Origin of the sequence: Stenotrophomonas sp. LMG 10879, from assembly GCF_002750935.1 — a bacterium.
Taxonomy (GTDB): domain Bacteria; phylum Pseudomonadota; class Gammaproteobacteria; order Xanthomonadales; family Xanthomonadaceae; genus Stenotrophomonas; species Stenotrophomonas lactitubi_B.
This window is the reverse complement of record NZ_PEJT01000007.1, coordinates 113,057-131,496: the sequence shown is the minus strand read 5'-3', so window position 1 is coordinate 131,496 and position 18,440 is coordinate 113,057. Positions and strand designations below refer to the sequence as shown.

Below are 18,440 nucleotides of genomic sequence, written 5' to 3'. Positions count from 1 at the left end.
ATGGGATCCGACCCCGCGCAATCGGTAGCGCCGGGCCACGCCCGGCGGCTGTCACACCGGCGGCAGCACTTTGCCTGGGTTGAGAATTCCGTCCGGGTCCAGTGCGTGCTTGATCGCGCGCATCGCCGCCAGCGTCGCCGGGGTGAATGCCTGCGCCATGAAATCGCGCTTGGCCAATCCAATCCCGTGTTCGCCGGACAACGTGCCACCCAGCGCCAGCGTCAGTTCGAAGATCTTCGGCAGCGCGGCATGTGCGCGTGCGTTCTCGTCGGCGTCGTCCGGGTGGTAGAGGATGTTGACGTGCAGGTTGCCGTTGCCGGCATGGCCGAAGGTGACGATGGTCAGCGCGTACTCGCGCGCCAATGCCTGCACGCCGGAGACGAGTTCCGGAATGCGCGACACCGGCACCACCACGTCTTCGTTGATCTTGCCCGGGGCGACGCTGCGCAGTGCGGGCGACAGCGCCTTGCGTGCGGCCCACAGCTGGTCGCGCGCGCGGCCTTCCATCGCCACGTCCAGTTCGATCATGCCGTCGCCCTCGGCGGCGGTGGCCAGCGCCTGCAGCAGGTAGGGCAGGGTGTCGTGGTCGCCGTCGGCCTCGACCAGCAGCATCGCACCAGCCTCCGGCACGTCGGCACCGTTGAGGCGCAGCAGCTGCAGGCTGCGTGCGTCCATGAATTCCAATCGCGTGGGCACCACCGGCTGCGACATCAGCCGCGATACGGCAGCGGCGGCCGCATCGGCGTCGCGGTACAGCACGCGCAGGCCCGCCTGGCTGACCGGCAACGGGGTCAGCTTGAGGGTGGCTTCCACGATCAGCGCCAGCGTGCCTTCGCTGCCCACCAGCAGATGGGTGAGGTCGTAGCCGGTGGCATCCTTGGTATACGCGCCGCCGCAGCGGATCACCTCACCGGTGCCGGTGACCGCCACCAGGCCCAGCACGTTGTCGCGGCTGGTGCCGTACTTCACCGCGCGCGGGCCGCCGGCATTGCAGGCCAGGTTGCCGCCGATGCTGCAGATCTCCGCGCTGGACGGGTCCGGTGCCCAGAACAGGCCGTGCGGTGCCAGCGCCTGCTGCAGCGTTCCATTGAGTACGCCTGGCTGCACCACGGCGCAGCGGTCACCGGCACGAATCTCGACGATGCGGTCCATGCGGGTGAACGACAGCACGATGCTGCCGGGCAATGGAACGGCCGCGCCGGTGGTGCCGGTGCCGGCGCCACGCGCAACCAGTGCCACGCCGTGCGTGCGGCAGGCGCGCACCAGCGCCTGTACCTGTTCGATATCTGCCGGCAGTGCCACAGCCATCGGACGTTGGTGGCGCCAGGAGTTGTCCTGCGCGTTCGCCTCCAGCGCGCCGTCATCCATGCGCCAGCCATCGGCACCCAGCAGGGCGGACAGTTCGGCAATCAATGCAGCGGGCAGGGCAGTACTCATGACGGATCTCGTGGGGCAGCAGGGGCGGGTTGAATCAGTTTCCACGCAACAACGGCGCCGACCAGCGGCAGCCACACCCAACGCAGTTCCGACAGCAGCGTGGCCAGGCCGCGCGCGCTGAAGAACTGGGGGGCGAAGGGCGAAACGCGGATCGGCCGCCACGGCGCGAAGAAGCGGTGTTCGCTCCACGGCCAGGCCAGGGCGACGCCCAGCCCGCCGGAGGTCATCGCATCCAGCAGCGGATGGCTGGCGGCGCAGACGAAGACGAACGTCGCCGCTTGAACGGTAGATGCCAACCTTGGTTGGCACAAACCCGCCGACCAAGGTCGGCGACTACCAAAGAACGCCAACACGGCGGCCAACGCGGCCAGCACGCCAGCAAACACCAGCGAATGGCTGGCACCGCGATGGCCGAACGCATCGGCATAGGGAATGTGCAGGGCGAAGGCCAGTACATCCGCGTCGGGCAGCATTGACGCGATCACACCGGCGGCCAGCAGGCGCGGTGGAATGCGGCCGCGATCAGCCGCGCACCACAGCGCCAGCGGCACGGCCGCATGGGTGATGATCGATGGCATCAGTCACGCCCCATGGTAGTGCCGGCCAGGCTGCGCTCTGGTAGGTGCCAACCTTGGTTGGCACAGAAGCGCCGACCAAGGTCGGCCTCTACCAAAGCGGACGGTACACATCAGCAGTCGTCCAGCCGGAAGGCGTCGCGCAGCCACTTCAGCTGCGGCGGATCACCACTGGCTTCCACCACATCGAAACGGCAGGGCGCATCGGCCAAGGCAGGATGGTCCTGCAGATACAGCAGGGCGGCATGGGCCAAACGCCTGCACTTGCGAACATCGACCGAGGCCGCGCCGCCACCGAAGTCCTGTCGCGCGCGATAGCGCACTTCCACGAAGACCACGGTGCCGGCGTCATCCATCACCAGGTCCAGTTCACCGCCGCGATAACGCACGTTGCGTGCGCGCGGCTGCAACCCGGCCTGCTGCAGATGCTGCTCGGCGGCGGTTTCCACCGCCGAGCCACGTTGCAGGTGCTCAGCGACCACCGGCGATCGGCATCGGCCGGCCACCGCTGAAGGTCGACCATGCCGGCTGGCGCAGGATGTTGCCGTTGCTGTCCAGGTACAGCGTGCCGGTGGCGCCGTCCAGGCCGCCTTCGGTGGCCAGCTTGTCCAGGTAGGCACTGATCTTCCACGCATCGGCGCCGAAGGCGAATAGGCGGCTGGCCGCACCGCGCGCGCTGGGCAGGGTCTGCGCGACCTGGGCAGCGGACGGCACGCCGGACACGCTGCGCACGTTCCAGGCTTCATTCGGGTAGATGATGCCGTCCAGCGCTACGTCTTCTTCGACCTTGCCGCTGCCGGTGGTCAGCTGCGACGTACCCACGCGGGTGGCACCACCGGCACCGGCCAGCGCCAGCTGCGGCGCCAGCAGGCGGGCCTGCGGTGCACGTACGGCCAGGAACACCGCATCGACCGCGCCGGCGTTGCGCACCTGCGCGCTGACATCCCCCACCGTTTCGCTGACAGCGATGGTGGCGGCGACGCTGCCGCCGCGCTGGGCAAAGCGCTGTGCGAACGCGGCAGCGGCGCGGCGGCCGGTGTCGTCGCTGCTGTTGATCACCAGCGCCTTGCTGCGCTCGCGGCCACGCATGTATTCGGCGGCGACGATGCCGTCGTCTTCCGGCGCCAGCGAGAAACCGGCACTGCCGGCCGGCGGCGCATCCTTGCCGCGGTTCAGGCCCAGCACCGGCACCGGCAGCTGCTGGCGGCCATACACGGCATCCACTTCGTCACGGCCGAGCGGGCCGACCACGAAGTCGGCACCGGAGGCCACGGCCTTGTCATACGCGGCCAGCGCACCGGCCGGGGTACCGGCGGTGTCGAAGAAGTTGACCTCCGGACGACGGCGGGTTTCACCGTAGTAGGCGCTGAGCAGGCCATCGCGCACCGGCTGCGCGGCGGTGGCCAGGCGGCCGCTGAGCGGCAGCAGCACCGCCAGCTTGGCCGGCGGTCGGTAGCCATCGCTCATCGCCGGCGGGCGCTTGCTGGTGTCGAACTGGGCGGCGCCATCGCGATCGAACGGGCGCGGCAGCGGCAGGCCACGCGCGATCAGCGCACGGCCGGCAAAGTTGTACAGCGGGTCATTGGCCGGCAAGGCGGCGGCGCGGCTGCGCAGGGTGGCATCGTCGAGGGTGCCAAGCAGGCCGGAGATCGCGGCCTGGTTCTCGCTGCGCGCGGCACCGGTCAGACCGGCATGTGCACGGGCGCGTTCGGTGGCGGCGCCGAAGGCATCGCCGGTGGCCTGCAGGGCATTGGCGCGGGCCAGGGACCAGCGCGTGCGCAGGCTGGGGTGCACGTTGTCGCCATGATCCTTCAGCAGGGCCAGCGCCTGCGCCGGTTGCTTGTCGGCCAGCGCCAGCTCGGCACTGGCCAGCTGGTAACGCTGCAGGCTGGCACCGTTCACCTGGCGGGCGGTCACCTGGCCCAGCAGACTGCGCGCGCGGGCGCTGTCGCCGGCCAGGTGCCAGGCCCAGGCCGCATCGGCCAGGGCGTTGCTGCGGGCACCACCCCGCAGGGTGGCGGCCAGCGCTTCCAGTTGCAGGGCGGCGTCGCGCGGCTTGCCTTGTTCGATCAGCGCCAGCGCCTGGCTCTGGGCCGGCGATTCGGGCGCGCTGACGAGGCTGGTGGTGGCACAACCGGCCAGCAGCATCAACGACAGCGACAGGGCAGAGATGCGTGCGGCGGGCTTGTTCATGATCGGGTCCATGCGATGAGGGCAGCGGCCTTGGCCAGGTACACGCTAGGATTCTACCCTTGCCCCGTGAGTACCGCTGAAATGAGTGTCCCAACCCTGTATGTCGTCGCCACGCCGATCGGCAACCTGGCCGATCTGAGCCCGCGCGCGCAGGAAGTGCTGCGTTCGGTGGCGGCCATCTGCGCCGAGGACACCCGCCGCAGCGGCCAGCTGCTGTCCCATTTCGGCATCCAGCAACCGCTGGTGGCCCTGCATGAGCACAACGAAGAGGCCCTGGCCCAGCGCCTGGTGGCGCGCCTGCAGGCGGGCGAGTCGCTGGCGCTGGTCAGCGATGCCGGCACCCCGCTGGTCAGCGATCCGGGCTTCCGCCTGGTCCGTGCGGCGCGCGCGGCCGGCATCAAGGTCAGCCCGATTCCCGGCGCCTGCGCTGCCATTGCCGCGCTCAGCGTGGCCGGCCTGCCCAGCGACCGCTTCACCTTTGAAGGCTTCCTGCCGGCCAAGGCCAGCGGCCGCCGCGACCGCCTGCAGGGGTTGGCCGGCGAAGTGCGCACGATGGTGTTCTACGAATCCTCGCACCGCATTGCCGAATCCCTGGCCGACATGGCGGCGATCTTTGGCGGCGAGCGCCCGGCCGTGCTGGCGCGTGAGCTGACCAAACTGTTCGAGACCGTGCTGGACGGCGACCTGGCCGGGCTGCTGGCGCAGGTGGAAGCGGACGACAACCAGCGCAAGGGCGAGTTCGTGGTGATGGTGCAGGGCGCTGGTGATGATGCCGAGGCGCAGCTGGCCCATGGCCGCCAGGTCTACGCCAAGCTGAGCGAGCACCTGCCGCCGTCGACCGCGGCCAAGCTGGCGGCCGAGTTGACCGGTGCACCGCGCAAGGCGTTGTACGGCAGTTGATCGGGGTTGGGTGAATCGCAGCCACGCATGGCGTGGCTCTACTGCGGTGCGGGTAGATCCACGCCATTGCGCGTGCACGGTAGATCCACGCCATGCGTGGATGAAGAAAGCCCGATGTGCAGTAGATCCACGCCATGCGTGGATGAAGAAACCGCAGACAAGGACGAAAACGATGTCGGCAAAAGGATTTTCACTGGTGTTGGCCATGGCGGTTTCTGCCCACGCCTGGGCAGGCGAGGCGCTCCATCCCGCCGATCTGGAGCCTGGCTTCATCGGCTATGCGCTGTTCGATCCTGGCCTGGTGCAGCTGCAGCAGGGGCCGTATGTGGAAGGCAACCACGCGATGGTCATCTACACGGCGGCGCGGGAAGCAGTGGACCTGGCCGAGGGGTGCCCGCAGGTGGATCCTTCCGCGCGCGAAGAAATCGAGCAGGCCTACCAGCAGATGGCAGCCAGCCAGCACCGGTATGTCAGCGCCCAGCAGTGGACGCAGCTGCGTCAAACGCTTCACGGCAGCTACAAACAGCCGCCGCTGCGTGGCGTGCTGGAATGTGGCGGGTTTGCCTTGCAGGCCCCGTATTTCGATGAACGGCTGGAGGGGCGCCTGCTTGCCCACACCGAGATGTCGCGCTCTGCCAACGGCGCTGTCGATGATCGCGCCGATGCCTTGCGTCCGGCGTTGGGGCTGGGAATGGCGGGAGGCACGCTGGTCAATCACGTGCTCAGCGGCAGCAACGCCGAGCGGGCCGGTCTGCGCGCCAATGATGTGGTGCTGTCGGTGCAGGGCACCGCCGTGGCAACGACCTACGGCATCGAACAGGTCCTTCGCGCATACGCGCCGGGTGACCGCATACAACTGAAGGTGCGCCGCACGGCGTTGGCTCTGGCAACCGGGGCGTCGTCGCAGGAACTGGATATCGCGATGGTGCTGGAATCGCGGGCGGCGTTGCTGGCGCCCGCGCAGGCGCGTTGAGCCTGCGGGGGCGCTGTGCAGCCAGGCATGGCGTGGCGCTACTGCCGGGGCGGATGAACCGCGCGCCGCGATCAACCCGGCAGGGCAGGCGCGCGTGCGGTAGAATGCGCGCGGCGGAGTCGGCCAGACAGTCGCGTCATCCCTTCGGGGGTGCCGAGGAAAGTCCGGGCTCCATAGGGCAAGGTGCCAGGTAACGCCTGGGCGGCGCAAGCCGACGGAAAGTGCAACAGAAAGATACCGCCTACGTCTTCTTCGGAAGGCCGGTAAGGGTGAAATGGTGCGGTAAGAGCGCACCGCGAGTCTGGCAACAGACCGGTACGGCAAACCCCACCTGGAGCAAGACCAAATAGGGATCCATTGGCGCGGCCCGCGTTGGATCCGGGTAGGTTGCTTGAGCGTTGCGGCGACGTAACGCCTAGAGGAATGACTGTCCACGACAGAACCCGGCTTATCGGCCGGCTCCGCCCCTTCATTCCATCCACAGCCATCCACGCATGGCGTGGAACTACCGGCTTGGGATTTCGGGGTCAGAGCCCTTTCCTGCGGAAAGGGATCCGACCCCGTTGCGGTCAGCGGTACTGCCCGGCGGAAATGAACTGCGAGAAGCGCTCGCACCACACCACCACGGTGGTGAACTCATCCACGTCCACGTTGTCCGGCACCTCCACCAGGAAGCGGTTGAAGGTCTTGACCTCGCCGATGCGCTGGGCCTTGTCCTTGATCTTCAGGAAATCGGCCTTGTTGTCGACGAAGTCGTGGACCAGATACACCTTGTAGTCCGGACCGGGACCCATCTTGCCGTCGAAGGCGACCTGGCGGGCGCTGACGCTGACCTTGCCCTCGGCCCAATGCACCGCGTCGCTGCCTTTGAGGTCGCGACGGAAGGTGGTGCGATAGGTGGCGTCGGCCATCGCGGTCTGTACCTGCTCGACCGGCGGGTCGTCGGGCGCGATCAGGATGGGCAGGAAATACACGCCCAGGCCGAAGCCAAGGCCGAGGGTGAGTACGTGGGTGGCGAGCAGGATGAGGATGCGGCGCACGGGGCCTCCTTGTGGGTGTGGATCGCGCGGCAGGGCGCCGGGCAGGACCACCTTGGGAGGCTGAGGGCGACATTTATAGACACAGTGCCGATGGCGAAAAGGGCACAGCGGGGTGCCTGTGGTGCTGCAGCCCTTGTGGCAGAGGCGGGTATTGGTCGCGCCCGGACGCTGAATGACGCGTTTGGTCTGTTCCGCCAACGGCTCATTCGATGCAGAACACGACACGCCGAGCGCTGGCACCACCCTTCCGGTCAGAAAATGACGTGACTCTGCCCGCTGGGTACACCCTGCGGTCCAAAGCGGCGCTCGTGGATTTCGCCGTGGCCGTTCGCGTCAATCAGCAGCACGGTGCTGGCGCGGGTGCCGTAATCGTCGCCGCGGATGAAGGCGGGGCTGAGCCAGCGTTCGCGCTCCAGGCCGATGCCGGTATCGGGCAGGTCGCTGTCGGCCGGGCGGTGTTCGTCGGCCAGGGCGTTCCACAGTGGGGTCAGATCCCTTTCCGCTTGGGAAAGGGATCTGACCCCGTCCTGTTCCAGCCAAGCGGAAAGCGAGTCCATCAACCGTCGGGTCTTCGGCCAGGGCGCGTCGATAGCGCCATTTGACATGCCATGTACGCCAGGGCCAAGGGTCTGCCGTTCGGCCGGGTGGTTGCCCAGGTATTCCAGGCTGTGGCCATCGGCCAGCAGCAGGTTGAACGGTGCGTAGGCAGCGGAGATTCCGGCCAGACGTTCTATATGCGTACCCGCCGGATCGCGGCCACGCAGGTAGTCGGCCACCAGGGCGCCACGTGACGGCCCGGTCTGGGACGCCTGCGGATCGCGGACGTTGGTCACCACCGCCATCCGGCCGCCGGCACCGACGCCGGCCCAGCCGCCGCCGGAGCGCAGGTCGCGCCCGCCGATGACGGACGTCTCATCCTGCCAGGGGGCCAGGGCCGCGGTGGGGCGGGCGTGGAACTCATCACGGTTGCCGGCCATGACCAACCGCCAGCGCGGATGGTGCAACCAGCCAAGAGCAAGCAGGCACATGGGGCCATTGTGCCCGGTTTGCGCAGAGCGGCGTCGCTTTCGGCCCGTTCTGGATGAATGCGCAGGCCATGTTTCACGCGCCCTCCACACCCCTGAACTTCCGTTCAATCTCAAAAATTGAGACGGATCAGCAACTTGTGGATAAACCTTGAACAACTCTCTAAACATTGGCGCAAGCCATTGATGCGGCTGGCGATTTCCCTGCTGAAAAGTTGTTGACAACCCTTGGGCCGCTGCTAAGGTGGGCATCAGAGGGAAATCCGGGTGTTTTGTGGATTTTCGTGGTTCAATGTTTCACCGGGCGAAGGATAAGGTGCAGGCGTCGTGTTCCAGGGCGAGACGGCCATCACAGTTGACGACAAAGGACGCATGGCGGTTCCCACCGCTCACCGCGACCTGGTTGCGCGCGTCAGCAACAACCGTCTCGTATTGACCTACAACCCCTTCGAGTCCGGCTGCCTGTGGCTGTATGCCGAGTCGGAATGGGAGCGGGTACGCGACGACGTCATGTCCAAACCCAACACACAGCGCGTCGTACGTCTGCTGCAGCAGAAGCTGGTCGGTTCAGCCGCCCACCTGGAGCTGGACGGCAACGGTCGCATCAGCATTCCCGCCAGCCACCGCGGTGCGGTGGGCATTGAGAAGAAGGCGGTATTGCTCGGTATGGGCGACAAATTCGAATTGTGGAGCGAGCAGGCGCATCGGGCCCTGATCCAGCAGACGTTGTCTGATGAGGATCTGGGTGATGGGTTGCTCGACCTGAAGTTGTGAGCCGGGGTGCCCGGATGCGCCCAGAAGCGCAGACCGGTCACCTTCCGGTGTCGCAGTCGCCGGCGGTGCATCTGCCGGTCCTGTACACCCAGGTCCTGGAAGGCCTGAGGGTGATCGAAAACGGACGTTATCTGGATGGCACGTTCGGTCGTGGCGGTCATGCACGTGGCGTGCTCACCCAGCTCGGTCCCGAGGGACGCCTGCTGGTCATGGACAAGGATCCGGAAGCCATTGCCGTTGCCGAGCGCGATTTCGCGCCGGACCCGCGCGTGTCGATCTTCCGCGGCAGCTTCGCCCAGCTGCTGCAGTGGAACGAGACCGCCGAAGGCCTGGACGGCGTGCTGTTCGACCTTGGCGTGTCCTCGCCGCAGCTGGACGTGGCCGAACGTGGCTTCAGCTTCGGCAAGGACGGCCCGCTGGACATGCGCATGGACCCGGACAGTGGCGAAAGCGCTGCGCAGTGGATCAACCGCGTGGAAGATCGTGAGATCGCCGACGTGCTGTGGACCTACGGCGAAGAGCGGCAGAGCCGGCGCATCGCCCGCGCCATCGTGGCCCGCCGTGAGAAGCAGCCGTTCACCCGCACCGCCGAACTGGCCGAGCTGATCGCCTCGGTGATGCCGCGTGGCAAGGACAAGATCCACCCGGCCACGCGCAGCTTCCAGGCCATCCGCATCCACATCAACCGCGAACTGGCCGATCTGGAAGCCGGGCTCGATGCGGCGGTGGAGCGACTCAAGCCCGGTGGCCGCCTGGCGGTGATCAGCTTCCACTCGCTGGAAGACCGCATCGTCAAGCAGTACATGAACCGCCTGGCCAAGGCGCCGCCGGCCAACCGCCGGCTGCCCGAAGCGCAGGCATTCGTGCCGACGCTGGACCTGATCGGTGGCGCCATCAAGGCGACCGACGAAGAGCTGGCGATGAACCCGCGCGCCCGCAGCGCCGTGCTGCGTGTGGCCCAGAAGCGGGAGGCCGATGCATGAGCCGGCTGCTGCTGATCATCCTGTTGGCCTGCACCGTGGCCTCGGCGATCGGCGTCGTGTTCGTGCGTCACCGTCACCGGCAGACGTTCATCGAGCTGTCGCGCGCCGAGCGCGCGCGCGATGACCTGAACATCGAATTCGGCCGCCTGCAGCTGGAGCAGGCGACCCTGGCCGAAGCCAACCGCGTGGACAGCATCGCCCGCGAAAAGCTCGGCATGAAGTTCCCCGAGGCCGCCGACGTCGTGGTGGTGCGCCCATGAGCAAGACCGGCCGCAACCGTCCCCGCAACGCCTTCAACCTGCGCCAGCGCCTGCGCTGGGTGGCCCTGGCACTTGGCCTGTGCTCGGTGTCGCTGGTCGGTCGTGCCGCCTACGTGCAGATCATCAACAGCGACTTCTACCAGCGCCAGGGCGAAGCGCGCTACCTGCGCGAACTGCCGATCAAGACTTCGCGCGGCATGATCACCGACCGCAACGGCGAGCCGTTGGCCGTGTCCACGCCGGTCGCCTCGATCTGGGTCAACCCGCAGGACCTGCTGCGTTCGCCCGAGCGCATTCCCGAGCTGGCGCAGGCCGTGGGCATGTCGGTGGACGAGCTGAGCAGCCGCCTGTCGCAGAAGTCGGACAAGGAATTCATGTACCTGCGCCGCCGGATCAATCCGGACGAGGCAGAGCGCGTGGTCGCGCTGAAGATTCCGGGCGTGGCAGCACAGCGCGAGTTCCGCCGCTTCTACCCGCAGGGTGAAGCGATGGCGCACGTGCTGGGCTTCACCAACATCGACGACCGCGGCCAGGAAGGTCTGGAGCTGGCGTTCGACGAATGGCTGCGTGGCAAGCCCGGCGGCAAGCGGGTGATCCGCAACCGCAAGGGCGAAACCGTCGAAAGCGATCTGCTGCGTGCCGCCGAGCCGGGCAAGGACCTGACTCTCAGCATCGACCGCCGCATCCAGTACCTGGCCTTCAAGGAACTGCGCAATGCGCTGGTGGCCAACAAGGCGGCCGGCGGCTCGATGGTGATCATGGACGTGACCACCGGCGAGATCCTGGCCATGGTCAACCTGCCGACCTACAACCCGAATTCGCTCAACGGCGCGGTGCCGGACACGCGCCGCAACCGTGCGGTGACCGATCTGGTCGAGCCGGGTTCGACGATGAAGCCGCTGACCATCGCCACGGCGCTGCAGGCCGGGGTCGTGACCAAAGACACCGTGATCGACACCAACCCGGGTTACATGCAGGTAGCCCGCTTCACCATCCGCGATGTGCCGCGCAACAACGGCGTGCTGAACGTCACCGGCGTGATCACCCGCAGTTCCAACATCGGTGCGGCAAAGGTCGCGGCGAAGATGCCGGACCAGGTGTTCTACGATGGGGTGCGCCGCTTCGGCTACGGCTCGGTGCCGCACAGTGGTTTCCCGGGTGAATCCGGCGGCGTAGTGCGTCGCCCGGCCAACTGGGACGGTGCCACCAAGACCACCATGTCCTACGGCTATGGCCTGAATGTCACGCCGCTGCAGATCGCCACCGCCTATTCGGCGCTGGCCAACGGCGGCAAGTTGATCGCGCCGACGTTCGTCAAGGGCCAGCGCAACGAGGCACATCAGATCATCGACGAGAACGTCGCCAAGCAGGTGGTGGCGATGATGGAAACGGTGGTCACCCAGGGCGGCGCCAAGCAGGCGGCGGTGCTGGGCTATCGCGTGGCCGGCAAGACCGGTACCGCGCGCAAGACCGGCCCCGGTGGTTACGAGCGTGGCCACTACAACGCGCTGTTCGCCGGCGTGGTGCCGGCCACCAATCCGCGGTTTGCCACCGTCATCGTCATCAACGACCCGCAGGGCGGCAAGTTCTACGGCGGCCTGGTGTCGGCGCCGGTCTATCACAACGTGATGGAAGGCACCCTGCGCCTGATGGACGTGCCGCTGGACGACCTGCAGTCGTGGCTGGCTGCCCAGCAGTCCGGAAAGATCGGCCATTCGGCCTCGGTGCTGCCGGTGCCGCCAGCTGAAGCCGCACTGCCGGCGGATGCCGCCGCTGAATTCGATGCCGCGCTGCCCAGCGCGCAATCCCATGTGCCACCCGCTACGGGAGGCACGCAATGAGCCCTTCGATGTTGCTTTCGCAGTTGCTTCCGGACGTGGCCCTGGCGGGCCATGATCCCGTTCTGACCGGCCTGGTGCTGGACAGCCGTGCCGTGCGCCCCGGCAATGCCTTCGTCGCCATCGCCGGTTTCGGCGCGCATGGCCTGGGCTTTGTCGAGCAGGCGCGCGCAGCCGGTGCCGGCGCCATCCTGTTCGAAGCACCGGCGCCCGCCGAACTGCCTGCACCGGCCGATGCCATCGCCGTGCCGGACCTGCGTGCGCGCTTGGGTGCGATGGCCGACCAGTTCCATGGCGCGCCTTCGCGGGCGATGACCATGGTTGGCGTGACCGGTACCAACGGCAAGACCTCCACCGTGCAGCTGCTGGCCCAGGCCTGGCACCTGCTCGGTACGCCCAGTGGCAGTATCGGCACGTTGGGCGCCGGACTTTATGGTGCGGTCGAGCCGACCGGTTTCACCACCCCGCTGGTGCTGCAGATGCATGCGCTGCTGGCACAGCTGCGCGACGACGGCGCGCGTGCGGTGGCGATGGAAGTCAGCTCGCACGCGCTGGACCAGGGCCGCGTGGATGCCGTGCACTACGACGTGGCGGTGTTCACCAATCTCACCCGCGATCACCTCGATTACCACGGCGACATGGCCAGCTACGGCGCGGCCAAGGCGCGGTTGTTCCACCGCCCGGGCCTGAAGGCCGCGGTGATCAATCTTGACGATGCGTTCGGTCGCGAGCTGTTCGCCGGCCTGCCGGCGGGCGTGCAGGCCATCGGCCTGAGCTCGCGCGGTGCCGACGGCGCCAGCGTGCGCGCCGACGCGCTGCAGCTGGATGGCCGCGGCATCGGTTTCGAGCTGATCATCGACGGCCAGCGCGCTGCGGTGCAGTCGCCGCTGCTGGGCCGCTTCAACGTGGACAACCTGCTGGCCGTGGCCGGCAGCCTGCATGCGCTGGGCCATCCGCTGCCGCGCATTGCCGAGGTGCTGTCGGCGCTGCAGCCGATCCGTGGCCGCATGAACCGACTCGGCGGCGAAGACGGCCTGCCGACCGTGGTGGTCGACTACGCACACACCCCAGACGCGCTGGAACAGGCACTGGACAGCCTGCACGGCCACCTGCAGGGCACGCTGTTCTGCGTGTTCGGCTGTGGCGGCGAGCGCGATACCGGCAAGCGTCCGCAGATGGCTGCGATTGCCGAACGTCTGGCCAACCAGGTCATCGTCACCGACGACAACCCGCGTGGCGAAGATGGCGACGTGATCGTGGCCGACATCCTGGCCGGATTCGCAGACGCCTCCACCGTGACCGTGCAGCGCAACCGCGCGCGTGCGATCGGCCTGGCGGTGAAGCGCGCCGGTGCCGGCGACATCATCCTGATTGCCGGCAAGGGCCATGAGCCGTACCAGGAAGTGAATGGCGTGCGCCATGACTTCGACGACACCGAAGTGGCCGCCGCGGCACTGGCCGCCAAGACCGGCGTTCTAGCAGCGACGCGCATGGATGCGCTAGTGGCCCGGCCGCAGGACGCGGAAGAGGGCCCGCAGGCCGGGGAGGGCGCGGCATGAAGCGCACCCTGCTTTCGCTGATCGCCCACTGGGCCGGTGGCGAGATCCACGGCGACGACGTGGCCATCGACGCCATCAGCAACGATACCCGCAGCCTTGGCCCGGGCAGCCTGTATGTGGCGCTGCGTGGCGAACGCTTCGACGGCCATGACTTCGCCGCTGATGCGCAGGCACGAGGCGCCAGCGCGCTGCTGGTCGAGCGCCTGCTGCCGCTGGACCTGCCGCAGGTGCTGGTGGCCGACAGCGAGCGCGCGCTGGCGAAGATCGCCGCCGGCATGCAGCGCGACCGTGCCACCGAACTGTTCGCCATCACCGGCAGCAACGGCAAGACCAGCGTCAAGAGCCTGCTGCTGGCGATCCTGCAGCAGGTGGCCCAGCACGCGCACAAGGTGGTCTACGCCAACCCGGGCAACCGCAACAACGAGATCGGCCTGCCGCTGGCAGTGATCGACGCACCGGAAGATGCCGACTATGCCGTCTACGAGATGGGCGCCGGCAAGCCGGGCGACATCGCTTACCTGACCGACATCGCGCGCCCGCGCTATGCCCTGGTCAACAATATCGCCCCGGCCCACCTGGAGCGGATGGGCAGCCTGCTCGGCGTGGCCGTGACCAAGGGCGCGATCTACGCCGCACTGCCGGCCGATGGCGTGGCGGTGATCAATGTCGACGACGCCTACGGGCGCTGGTTCGAACAGCATTTCATCGGTACCCCGGCACGTTGCCGGGTGCTGCGCTATGGCCTGGAACACACCGCCGACGTCACCGCGCGCGACATCCGCGCCGGTGCGCAGGGCAGCCGCTTCACCCTGGTCACGCCGATGGGCGAGGCGGGCGTGGTGCTGGGTCTGCCGGGTCGCCACAACATCAGCAATGCACTGGCCGCCGCCAGCCTGGCGCTTGCCGCCGGCATCGAACTGTCACTGGTCGCCACCGGCCTGGCCGAAGCGCAGCCGGTGCCGGGCCGCCAGATCGCCCATCAGCTGCACAACGGCGCGGTGCTGGTGGACGACAGCTACAACGCCAACCCCGGTTCGCTGGCCGCCGCCATCGACGCACTGGCCGCCGCACCGGAAGAGGGCTGGCTGGTGCTGGGCGACATGCGCGAACTCGGCCCCGATGCCGAGGCGCTGCATGCACAGGCGGGTCTCCGCGCGCGTGCCGCCGGCCTCAAGCGCCTGTATGCGCTGGGTCCGCTCAGCGCTGCCGCTGCCGCCGCGTTTGGCGAGGGCGGACGTCATTTCACCACCCATGACGCGCTGTCGCAGGCGCTGAAGGACGAGCTGCACGCCGGCGTGCGCTGCCTGGTCAAGGGTTCCCGTGGCAGCGCCATGGACACGATTGTCAAAGCGCTGCTGGCGCAAGGAGAGGAATCCCCGCATGTTGTATGAACTGGCTCGATGGTTGCAGCAGTTGGAGAGCCTGTTCGGGCTGTTCAACTACCAGACGTTCCGCGCCATCCTTGCCGCGTTGACGGCGCTGTTCCTGTCGCTGTGGCTCGGCCCGGCGATGATCCGCAAGCTTGCCCAGTTCAAGGGCGGCCAGCCGATCCGGACCGATGGTCCGCAGACCCATTTCTCCAAGGCCGGTACGCCGACCATGGGCGGTTCGCTGATCCTGCTCACCGTCACCCTGTCGGTGCTGATGTGGGCCGACCTGCGCAACCGCTACGTGTGGCTGGTGCTGGCGGTGATGCTGTGCTTCGGTGCCATCGGCTGGTACGACGACTGGATCAAGATCGTCCGCCGCGACCCGAACGGCCTGAAGTCGCGCTGGAAGTACCTGTTGCAGTCGATCTTCGGCCTGGCCGCGGGCATCTTCCTGTTCCAGACCGCCGACGTGCCGGCGGCGCTGACCTTCTATATCCCGATGTTCAAGTCGGTGGCGCTGCCGCTGGCCGGCATCGGCTTCGTGGCCATCGCCTATTTCTGGATCGTCGGCTTCTCCAACGCGGTCAACCTGACCGACGGCCTGGATGGGCTGGCGATCATGCCGACCGTGCTGGTGGCCTGCGCGCTGGGCGTGTTCGCCTATGCCTCGGGCAACGCCGTGTTCGCCAACTACCTGCAGATCCCGCAGATTCCGGGCGCCGGTGAGCTGGTCATCATCTGCGCGGCAATCGCTGGTGCAGGGCTGGGCTTCCTCTGGTTCAACACCTATCCGGCCATGGTGTTCATGGGCGATATCGGCGCGCTGTCGCTGGGCGCGGTGCTGGGCACCATCGCGGTGATCACCCGCCAGGAACTGGTGCTGGTGATCATGGGCGGCGTGTTCGTCATCGAAACGCTGTCGGTGATGATCCAGGTCGCCTCGTTCAAGCTGACCGGCAAGCGCGTGTTCCGCATGGCGCCGATCCACCACCACTTCGAGCTGAAGGGCTGGCCGGAGCCGCGCGTGATCGTGCGCTTCTGGATCATCTCCGTCGTGCTGGTGCTGATTGGCCTGGCCACGTTGAAGGTACGCTGATGAATGACCTGTCGCACCAGGCAACACGCCTTGAGGCCATCGGTGGCAGCTACGACAAGTGGCTGCTCGGCGCGATGATCGCGCTCACCGGGCTGGGCGTGGTGATGGTCGCGTCCAGTTCGATCGCGTTGATGAGCAGCCCGTTCTACTACCTCAACCGCCACCTGATCTTCCTGGCGGTCGGCATCGTGCTGGCGATCATGGCCGCGCGCACCGAGCTGAAGACCATCGAGCAGTACAACCAGATGCTGCTGCTGGGCTGCTTCGCGCTGCTGGTGGTGGTGTTCGTCCCCGGCCTGGGCAGCAGCGTCAACGGCGCCCGCCGCTGGATCAACCTGGGCATCTCCAAGTTCCAGACGGTCGAAGCGGTGAAGGTGCTCTACATCGTCTGGCTGTCCAGTTACCTGGTGCGCTTCCGCGACGAGGTCAACGCCACCTGGCCGGCGATGCTCAAGCCGCTGGGCGTGGCCGGTGCGCTGGTGGTACTGCTGCTGCTGCAGCCCGACTTCGGTTCGTCCACCCTGCTGCTGGCGATCACCGCCGGCATGCTGGTGCTGGGCGGGGTGAACATGCCGCGCATGTCGATGCCGGTGGTGATCGGCCTGGTGGGCATGAGCGCGCTGGCGATCATCGAGCCGTACCGCATGCGCCGCATCACCTCCTTCCTCGACCCGTGGGCCGACCAGCAGGGCGACGGCTACCAGCTGTCCAACGCGCTGATGGCGGTGGGCCGTGGCGAGTGGACCGGCGTCGGCCTGGGCAACTCGGTGCAGAAGCTGTACTACCTGCCCGAGGCGCACACCGACTTCATCTTCTCGGTCACCGCCGAGGAATTCGGTTTCCTCGGCACCTGCACCATCGTGGCCCTGTATGCGCTGCTGGTCGGCCGCACGTTCTGGCTGGGCATGCGCTGCGTGGAAATGAAGCGCCACTTCTCCGGCTACATCGCCTTCGGCATCGGCCTGTGGATCAGCATGCAGACCTTCGTCTCGATCGGCGTGAACCTGGGCATCCTGCCGACCAAGGGCCTGACCCTGCCGCTGATCTCGTCGGGCGGTTCGTCGGTGCTGATGACCTGCGTGGCGATGGGCCTGCTGCTGCGCGTGTCGTATGAGCTGAAGCGTGCCGAGCGCCGCCAGGCCGTGCGCATGGGCGCCGCCGACGACGTTGCTGGCCCGGCTCCGGCCGAGGCGCCAGCCGCACCGGTGGCGAAGAAGGTGCCGATGGCCGCGGAGCCGGCCGCTGCCGAGTCGGCTGCCGTGCGCGGCACCAGCCGCCTTCAGTCGCGCGTCGAACCTACCTTCGGGAGGCTCGGATGAGCGCGGTCCAGAACAACGCCCGGCCGGTGATGATCCTGGCCGGTGGTACCGGCGGGCACATCTTCCCGGGCCTGGCCGTGGCCCGCGTGCTGCGCGCGCGTGGCGTGCCGGTCACCTGGATGGGTGCTGATGGCGCCATGGAAACCCGTCTGGTTCCGCAGCACGACATCCGCATCGATACGCTGGCCATCACTGGTCTGCGTGGCAAGGGCAAGCTGGCCCTGCTGGCCGCGCCGTGGCGCCTGATGCGCGCGCTGCGTGCCGCCGGCCTGATCATCCGTGATCGCCAGCCGCGTGCGGTGGTCGCCTTTGGTGGCTTCGCCTCCGGCCCCGGTGGCATGGCCGCACGCCTGCACGGCCTGCCGCTGATCGTGCACGAACAGAACCGCGCGCCGGGCCTGACCAACCGCATCCTGTCGCGCTACGCGCGCCGCCTGCTGACCGGGTTCCCGGGCACCTTCGCTGCACGCGAGGAATTCGTGGGCAACCCGGTGCGCGCCGAAATTGCCGCGGTCGCGCCGCCGCAACAGCGGCTGGCCGATCGCAGCGGTCCGCTGCGCCTGCTTGTGCTGGGCGGCAGCCAGGGTGCTCGCGCGCTCAACAGTGGTGTGCCGCAGGCACTGGCCGCGCTCGGTGCGCAGGTGCCGGTGGTGGTGCGTCACCAGAGCGGCGAGAAGCTGCATGCCGAAGCGGTCGAGGCCTATGCCAAGGCGGGCGTGCCGGGCGACGTGACGCCGTTCATCGCCGACATGGCTGAAGCCTTTGCCTGGGCCGACCTGGTGGTGTGCCGTTCCGGCGCGTCCACGCTGGCCGAACTCTGTGCGGTCGGCGTTGGTAGTGTGCTGGTGCCATTCCCCGCCGCCGTCGACGATCATCAGACCCGCAATGCGGAGTATCTGGTCGAGCGCGACGCGGCCGTGTTGCTGAAGCAGGATGAAACGCTGGCAGACGGCATTGCCGCGCTGCTGCGTGATCTGTCCGAAAATCCCGCCCGCCGCATGCAGATGGCGCAAGCCGCGCGTGCCCTGGCCAAGGTCGATGCCGCCGAGCGCATCGCCGATATCATTCTCGAGGAAGCTGTATGAAGAAGGCACGCTC

17 protein-coding genes and 1 other RNA gene are annotated in these 18,440 nt (G+C 67.7%); 12 read left to right on the top strand and 6 right to left on the bottom strand.

Going from position 1 to position 18,440, the window contains the following annotated elements:
* Positions 1–51: 51 nt before the first annotated feature.
* The 4 genes from CR919_RS12690 to CR919_RS12675 all read right to left on the bottom strand — a co-directional run bounded on the left by CR919_RS12690 (position 52) and on the right by CR919_RS12675 (position 4,205).
* Positions 52–1,437, bottom strand: coding sequence for an FAD-linked oxidase C-terminal domain-containing protein (locus CR919_RS12690; RefSeq protein ID WP_099820309.1), 1,386 nt, complete (start codon positions 1,435–1,437; stop codon positions 52–54).
* Positions 1,434–2,015 carry a metal-dependent hydrolase gene (locus CR919_RS12685; RefSeq protein ID WP_099820308.1) on the bottom strand — a complete coding sequence of 194 codons (582 nt, stop codon included), beginning with the start codon at positions 2,013–2,015 and terminating at the stop codon, positions 1,434–1,436. The genes CR919_RS12690 and CR919_RS12685 overlap by 4 nt, the downstream gene beginning before the upstream one ends.
* 110 nt (positions 2,016–2,125) lie before the next feature.
* A complete protein-coding gene (locus CR919_RS12680) occupies positions 2,126–2,518 on the bottom strand; it encodes a YraN family protein (protein ID WP_099820307.1) in 393 nt (130 codons plus the stop codon).
* On the bottom strand, positions 2,484–4,205 hold the full coding sequence (locus CR919_RS12675; RefSeq protein WP_099820413.1) for a penicillin-binding protein activator: 1,722 nt from the start codon (positions 4,203–4,205) through the stop codon (positions 2,484–2,486). The genes CR919_RS12680 and CR919_RS12675 overlap by 35 nt, the downstream gene beginning before the upstream one ends.
* An 81-nt stretch (positions 4,206–4,286) precedes the next feature.
* Between CR919_RS12675 and rsmI the strand changes: the two genes are divergently transcribed.
* From rsmI to rnpB, 3 genes are all read left to right on the top strand, one after another.
* On the top strand, positions 4,287–5,105 hold the full coding sequence (gene rsmI / locus CR919_RS12670; protein ID WP_099820306.1) for a 16S rRNA (cytidine(1402)-2'-O)-methyltransferase: 819 nt from the start codon (positions 4,287–4,289) through the stop codon (positions 5,103–5,105).
* A 205-nt stretch (positions 5,106–5,310) separates the two neighbouring features.
* The gene (locus tag CR919_RS12665; RefSeq protein WP_165787270.1) at positions 5,311–6,078 is read left to right on the top strand and encodes a PDZ domain-containing protein; all 768 of its coding nucleotides are present in this window, start codon (positions 5,311–5,313) and stop codon (positions 6,076–6,078) included.
* 115 nt (positions 6,079–6,193) lie between these two features.
* An RNA gene (gene rnpB / locus CR919_RS12660) (RNase P RNA component class A) lies at positions 6,194–6,545 on the top strand.
* 102 nt (positions 6,546–6,647) lie between these two features.
* Here rnpB and CR919_RS12655 read toward each other — a convergent pair.
* Together CR919_RS12655 and CR919_RS12650 are read right to left on the bottom strand one after the other, a co-directional pair.
* The gene (locus CR919_RS12655) at positions 6,648–7,118 is read right to left on the bottom strand and encodes a DM13 domain-containing protein (RefSeq protein WP_099820304.1); all 471 of its coding nucleotides are present in this window, start codon (positions 7,116–7,118) and stop codon (positions 6,648–6,650) included.
* Between the two features lie 251 nt (positions 7,119–7,369).
* Positions 7,370–8,146 (bottom strand): NRDE family protein, encoded by a 777-nt coding sequence (locus CR919_RS12650; protein WP_099820303.1) that lies wholly within the window; start codon positions 8,144–8,146, stop codon positions 7,370–7,372.
* Positions 8,147–8,470: 324 nt separating this feature from the next.
* Here CR919_RS12650 and mraZ point away from each other — a divergent pair, with 324 nt between their 5' ends.
* From mraZ to murG, 9 genes are read left to right on the top strand one after another with little or no spacing between them, the layout of a single operon-like run.
* Positions 8,471–8,917 carry a division/cell wall cluster transcriptional repressor MraZ gene (gene mraZ / locus CR919_RS12645; RefSeq protein WP_025876601.1) on the top strand — a complete coding sequence of 149 codons (447 nt, stop codon included), beginning with the start codon at positions 8,471–8,473 and terminating at the stop codon, positions 8,915–8,917.
* Positions 8,918–8,931: 14 nt separating this feature from the next.
* Positions 8,932–9,900 (top strand): 16S rRNA (cytosine(1402)-N(4))-methyltransferase RsmH, encoded by a 969-nt coding sequence (gene rsmH, locus CR919_RS12640; RefSeq protein ID WP_025876600.1) that lies wholly within the window; start codon positions 8,932–8,934, stop codon positions 9,898–9,900.
* Complete coding sequence (ftsL, locus tag CR919_RS12635) at positions 9,897–10,160, top strand: cell division protein FtsL (RefSeq protein WP_025876599.1); 264 nt, start codon at positions 9,897–9,899, stop codon at positions 10,158–10,160. The genes rsmH and ftsL overlap by 4 nt, the downstream gene beginning before the upstream one ends.
* The gene (locus CR919_RS12630; RefSeq protein WP_099820302.1) at positions 10,157–12,001 is read left to right on the top strand and encodes a penicillin-binding protein 2; all 1,845 of its coding nucleotides are present in this window, start codon (positions 10,157–10,159) and stop codon (positions 11,999–12,001) included. The genes ftsL and CR919_RS12630 overlap by 4 nt, the downstream gene beginning before the upstream one ends.
* Positions 11,998–13,557, top strand: a complete 1,560-nt coding sequence (locus CR919_RS12625; protein WP_243380126.1) for a UDP-N-acetylmuramoyl-L-alanyl-D-glutamate--2,6-diaminopimelate ligase — start codon at positions 11,998–12,000, stop codon at positions 13,555–13,557. The genes CR919_RS12630 and CR919_RS12625 overlap by 4 nt, the downstream gene beginning before the upstream one ends.
* On the top strand, positions 13,554–14,948 hold the full coding sequence (gene murF, locus CR919_RS12620) for a UDP-N-acetylmuramoyl-tripeptide--D-alanyl-D-alanine ligase (protein WP_099820301.1): 1,395 nt from the start codon (positions 13,554–13,556) through the stop codon (positions 14,946–14,948). Before CR919_RS12625 ends, murF begins: the two co-directional genes overlap by 4 nt.
* Positions 14,938–16,023, top strand: a complete 1,086-nt coding sequence (gene mraY, locus CR919_RS12615; RefSeq protein WP_025876592.1) for a phospho-N-acetylmuramoyl-pentapeptide-transferase — start codon at positions 14,938–14,940, stop codon at positions 16,021–16,023. Before murF ends, mraY begins: the two co-directional genes overlap by 11 nt.
* The gene (ftsW, locus tag CR919_RS12610; protein WP_099820300.1) at positions 16,023–17,342 is read left to right on the top strand and encodes a putative lipid II flippase FtsW; all 1,320 of its coding nucleotides are present in this window, start codon (positions 16,023–16,025) and stop codon (positions 17,340–17,342) included. The genes mraY and ftsW overlap by 1 nt, the downstream gene beginning before the upstream one ends.
* The gene (murG, locus tag CR919_RS12605) at positions 17,339–18,427 is read left to right on the top strand and encodes an undecaprenyldiphospho-muramoylpentapeptide beta-N-acetylglucosaminyltransferase (RefSeq protein ID WP_099820299.1); all 1,089 of its coding nucleotides are present in this window, start codon (positions 17,339–17,341) and stop codon (positions 18,425–18,427) included. Before ftsW ends, murG begins: the two co-directional genes overlap by 4 nt.
* The last annotated feature ends 13 nt before the right edge of the window (positions 18,428–18,440 follow it).

Bases quoted from the DNA above. Each gene is read 5' to 3' on its own strand.
- rsmH (WP_025876600.1), top strand. From the start codon at position 8,932: ATGCGCCCAGAAGCGCAGACCGGTCACCTTCCGGTGTCGCAGTCGCCG.
- CR919_RS12630 (WP_099820302.1), top strand. From the start codon at position 10,157: ATGAGCAAGACCGGCCGCAACCGTCCCCGCAACGCCTTCAACCTGCGC.
- CR919_RS12685 (WP_099820308.1), bottom strand. From the start codon at position 2,015: ATGCCATCGATCATCACCCATGCGGCCGTGCCGCTGGCGCTGTGGTGC.
- rsmI (WP_099820306.1), top strand. From the start codon at position 4,287: ATGAGTGTCCCAACCCTGTATGTCGTCGCCACGCCGATCGGCAACCTG.
- ftsW (WP_099820300.1), top strand. From the start codon at position 16,023: ATGAATGACCTGTCGCACCAGGCAACACGCCTTGAGGCCATCGGTGGC.
- CR919_RS12690 (WP_099820309.1), bottom strand. From the start codon at position 1,437: ATGAGTACTGCCCTGCCCGCTGCATTGATTGCCGAACTGTCCGCCCTG.
- CR919_RS12675 (WP_099820413.1), bottom strand. From the start codon at position 4,205: ATGAACAAGCCCGCCGCACGCATCTCTGCCCTGTCGCTGTCGTTGATG.
- CR919_RS12665 (WP_165787270.1), top strand. From the start codon at position 5,311: ATGGCGGTTTCTGCCCACGCCTGGGCAGGCGAGGCGCTCCATCCCGCC.
- mraY (WP_025876592.1), top strand. From the start codon at position 14,938: ATGTTGTATGAACTGGCTCGATGGTTGCAGCAGTTGGAGAGCCTGTTC.
- CR919_RS12650 (WP_099820303.1), bottom strand. From the start codon at position 8,146: ATGTGCCTGCTTGCTCTTGGCTGGTTGCACCATCCGCGCTGGCGGTTG.
- murG (WP_099820299.1), top strand. From the start codon at position 17,339: ATGAGCGCGGTCCAGAACAACGCCCGGCCGGTGATGATCCTGGCCGGT.
- CR919_RS12625 (WP_243380126.1), top strand. From the start codon at position 11,998: ATGAGCCCTTCGATGTTGCTTTCGCAGTTGCTTCCGGACGTGGCCCTG.
- ftsL (WP_025876599.1), top strand. From the start codon at position 9,897: ATGAGCCGGCTGCTGCTGATCATCCTGTTGGCCTGCACCGTGGCCTCG.
- murF (WP_099820301.1), top strand. From the start codon at position 13,554: ATGAAGCGCACCCTGCTTTCGCTGATCGCCCACTGGGCCGGTGGCGAG.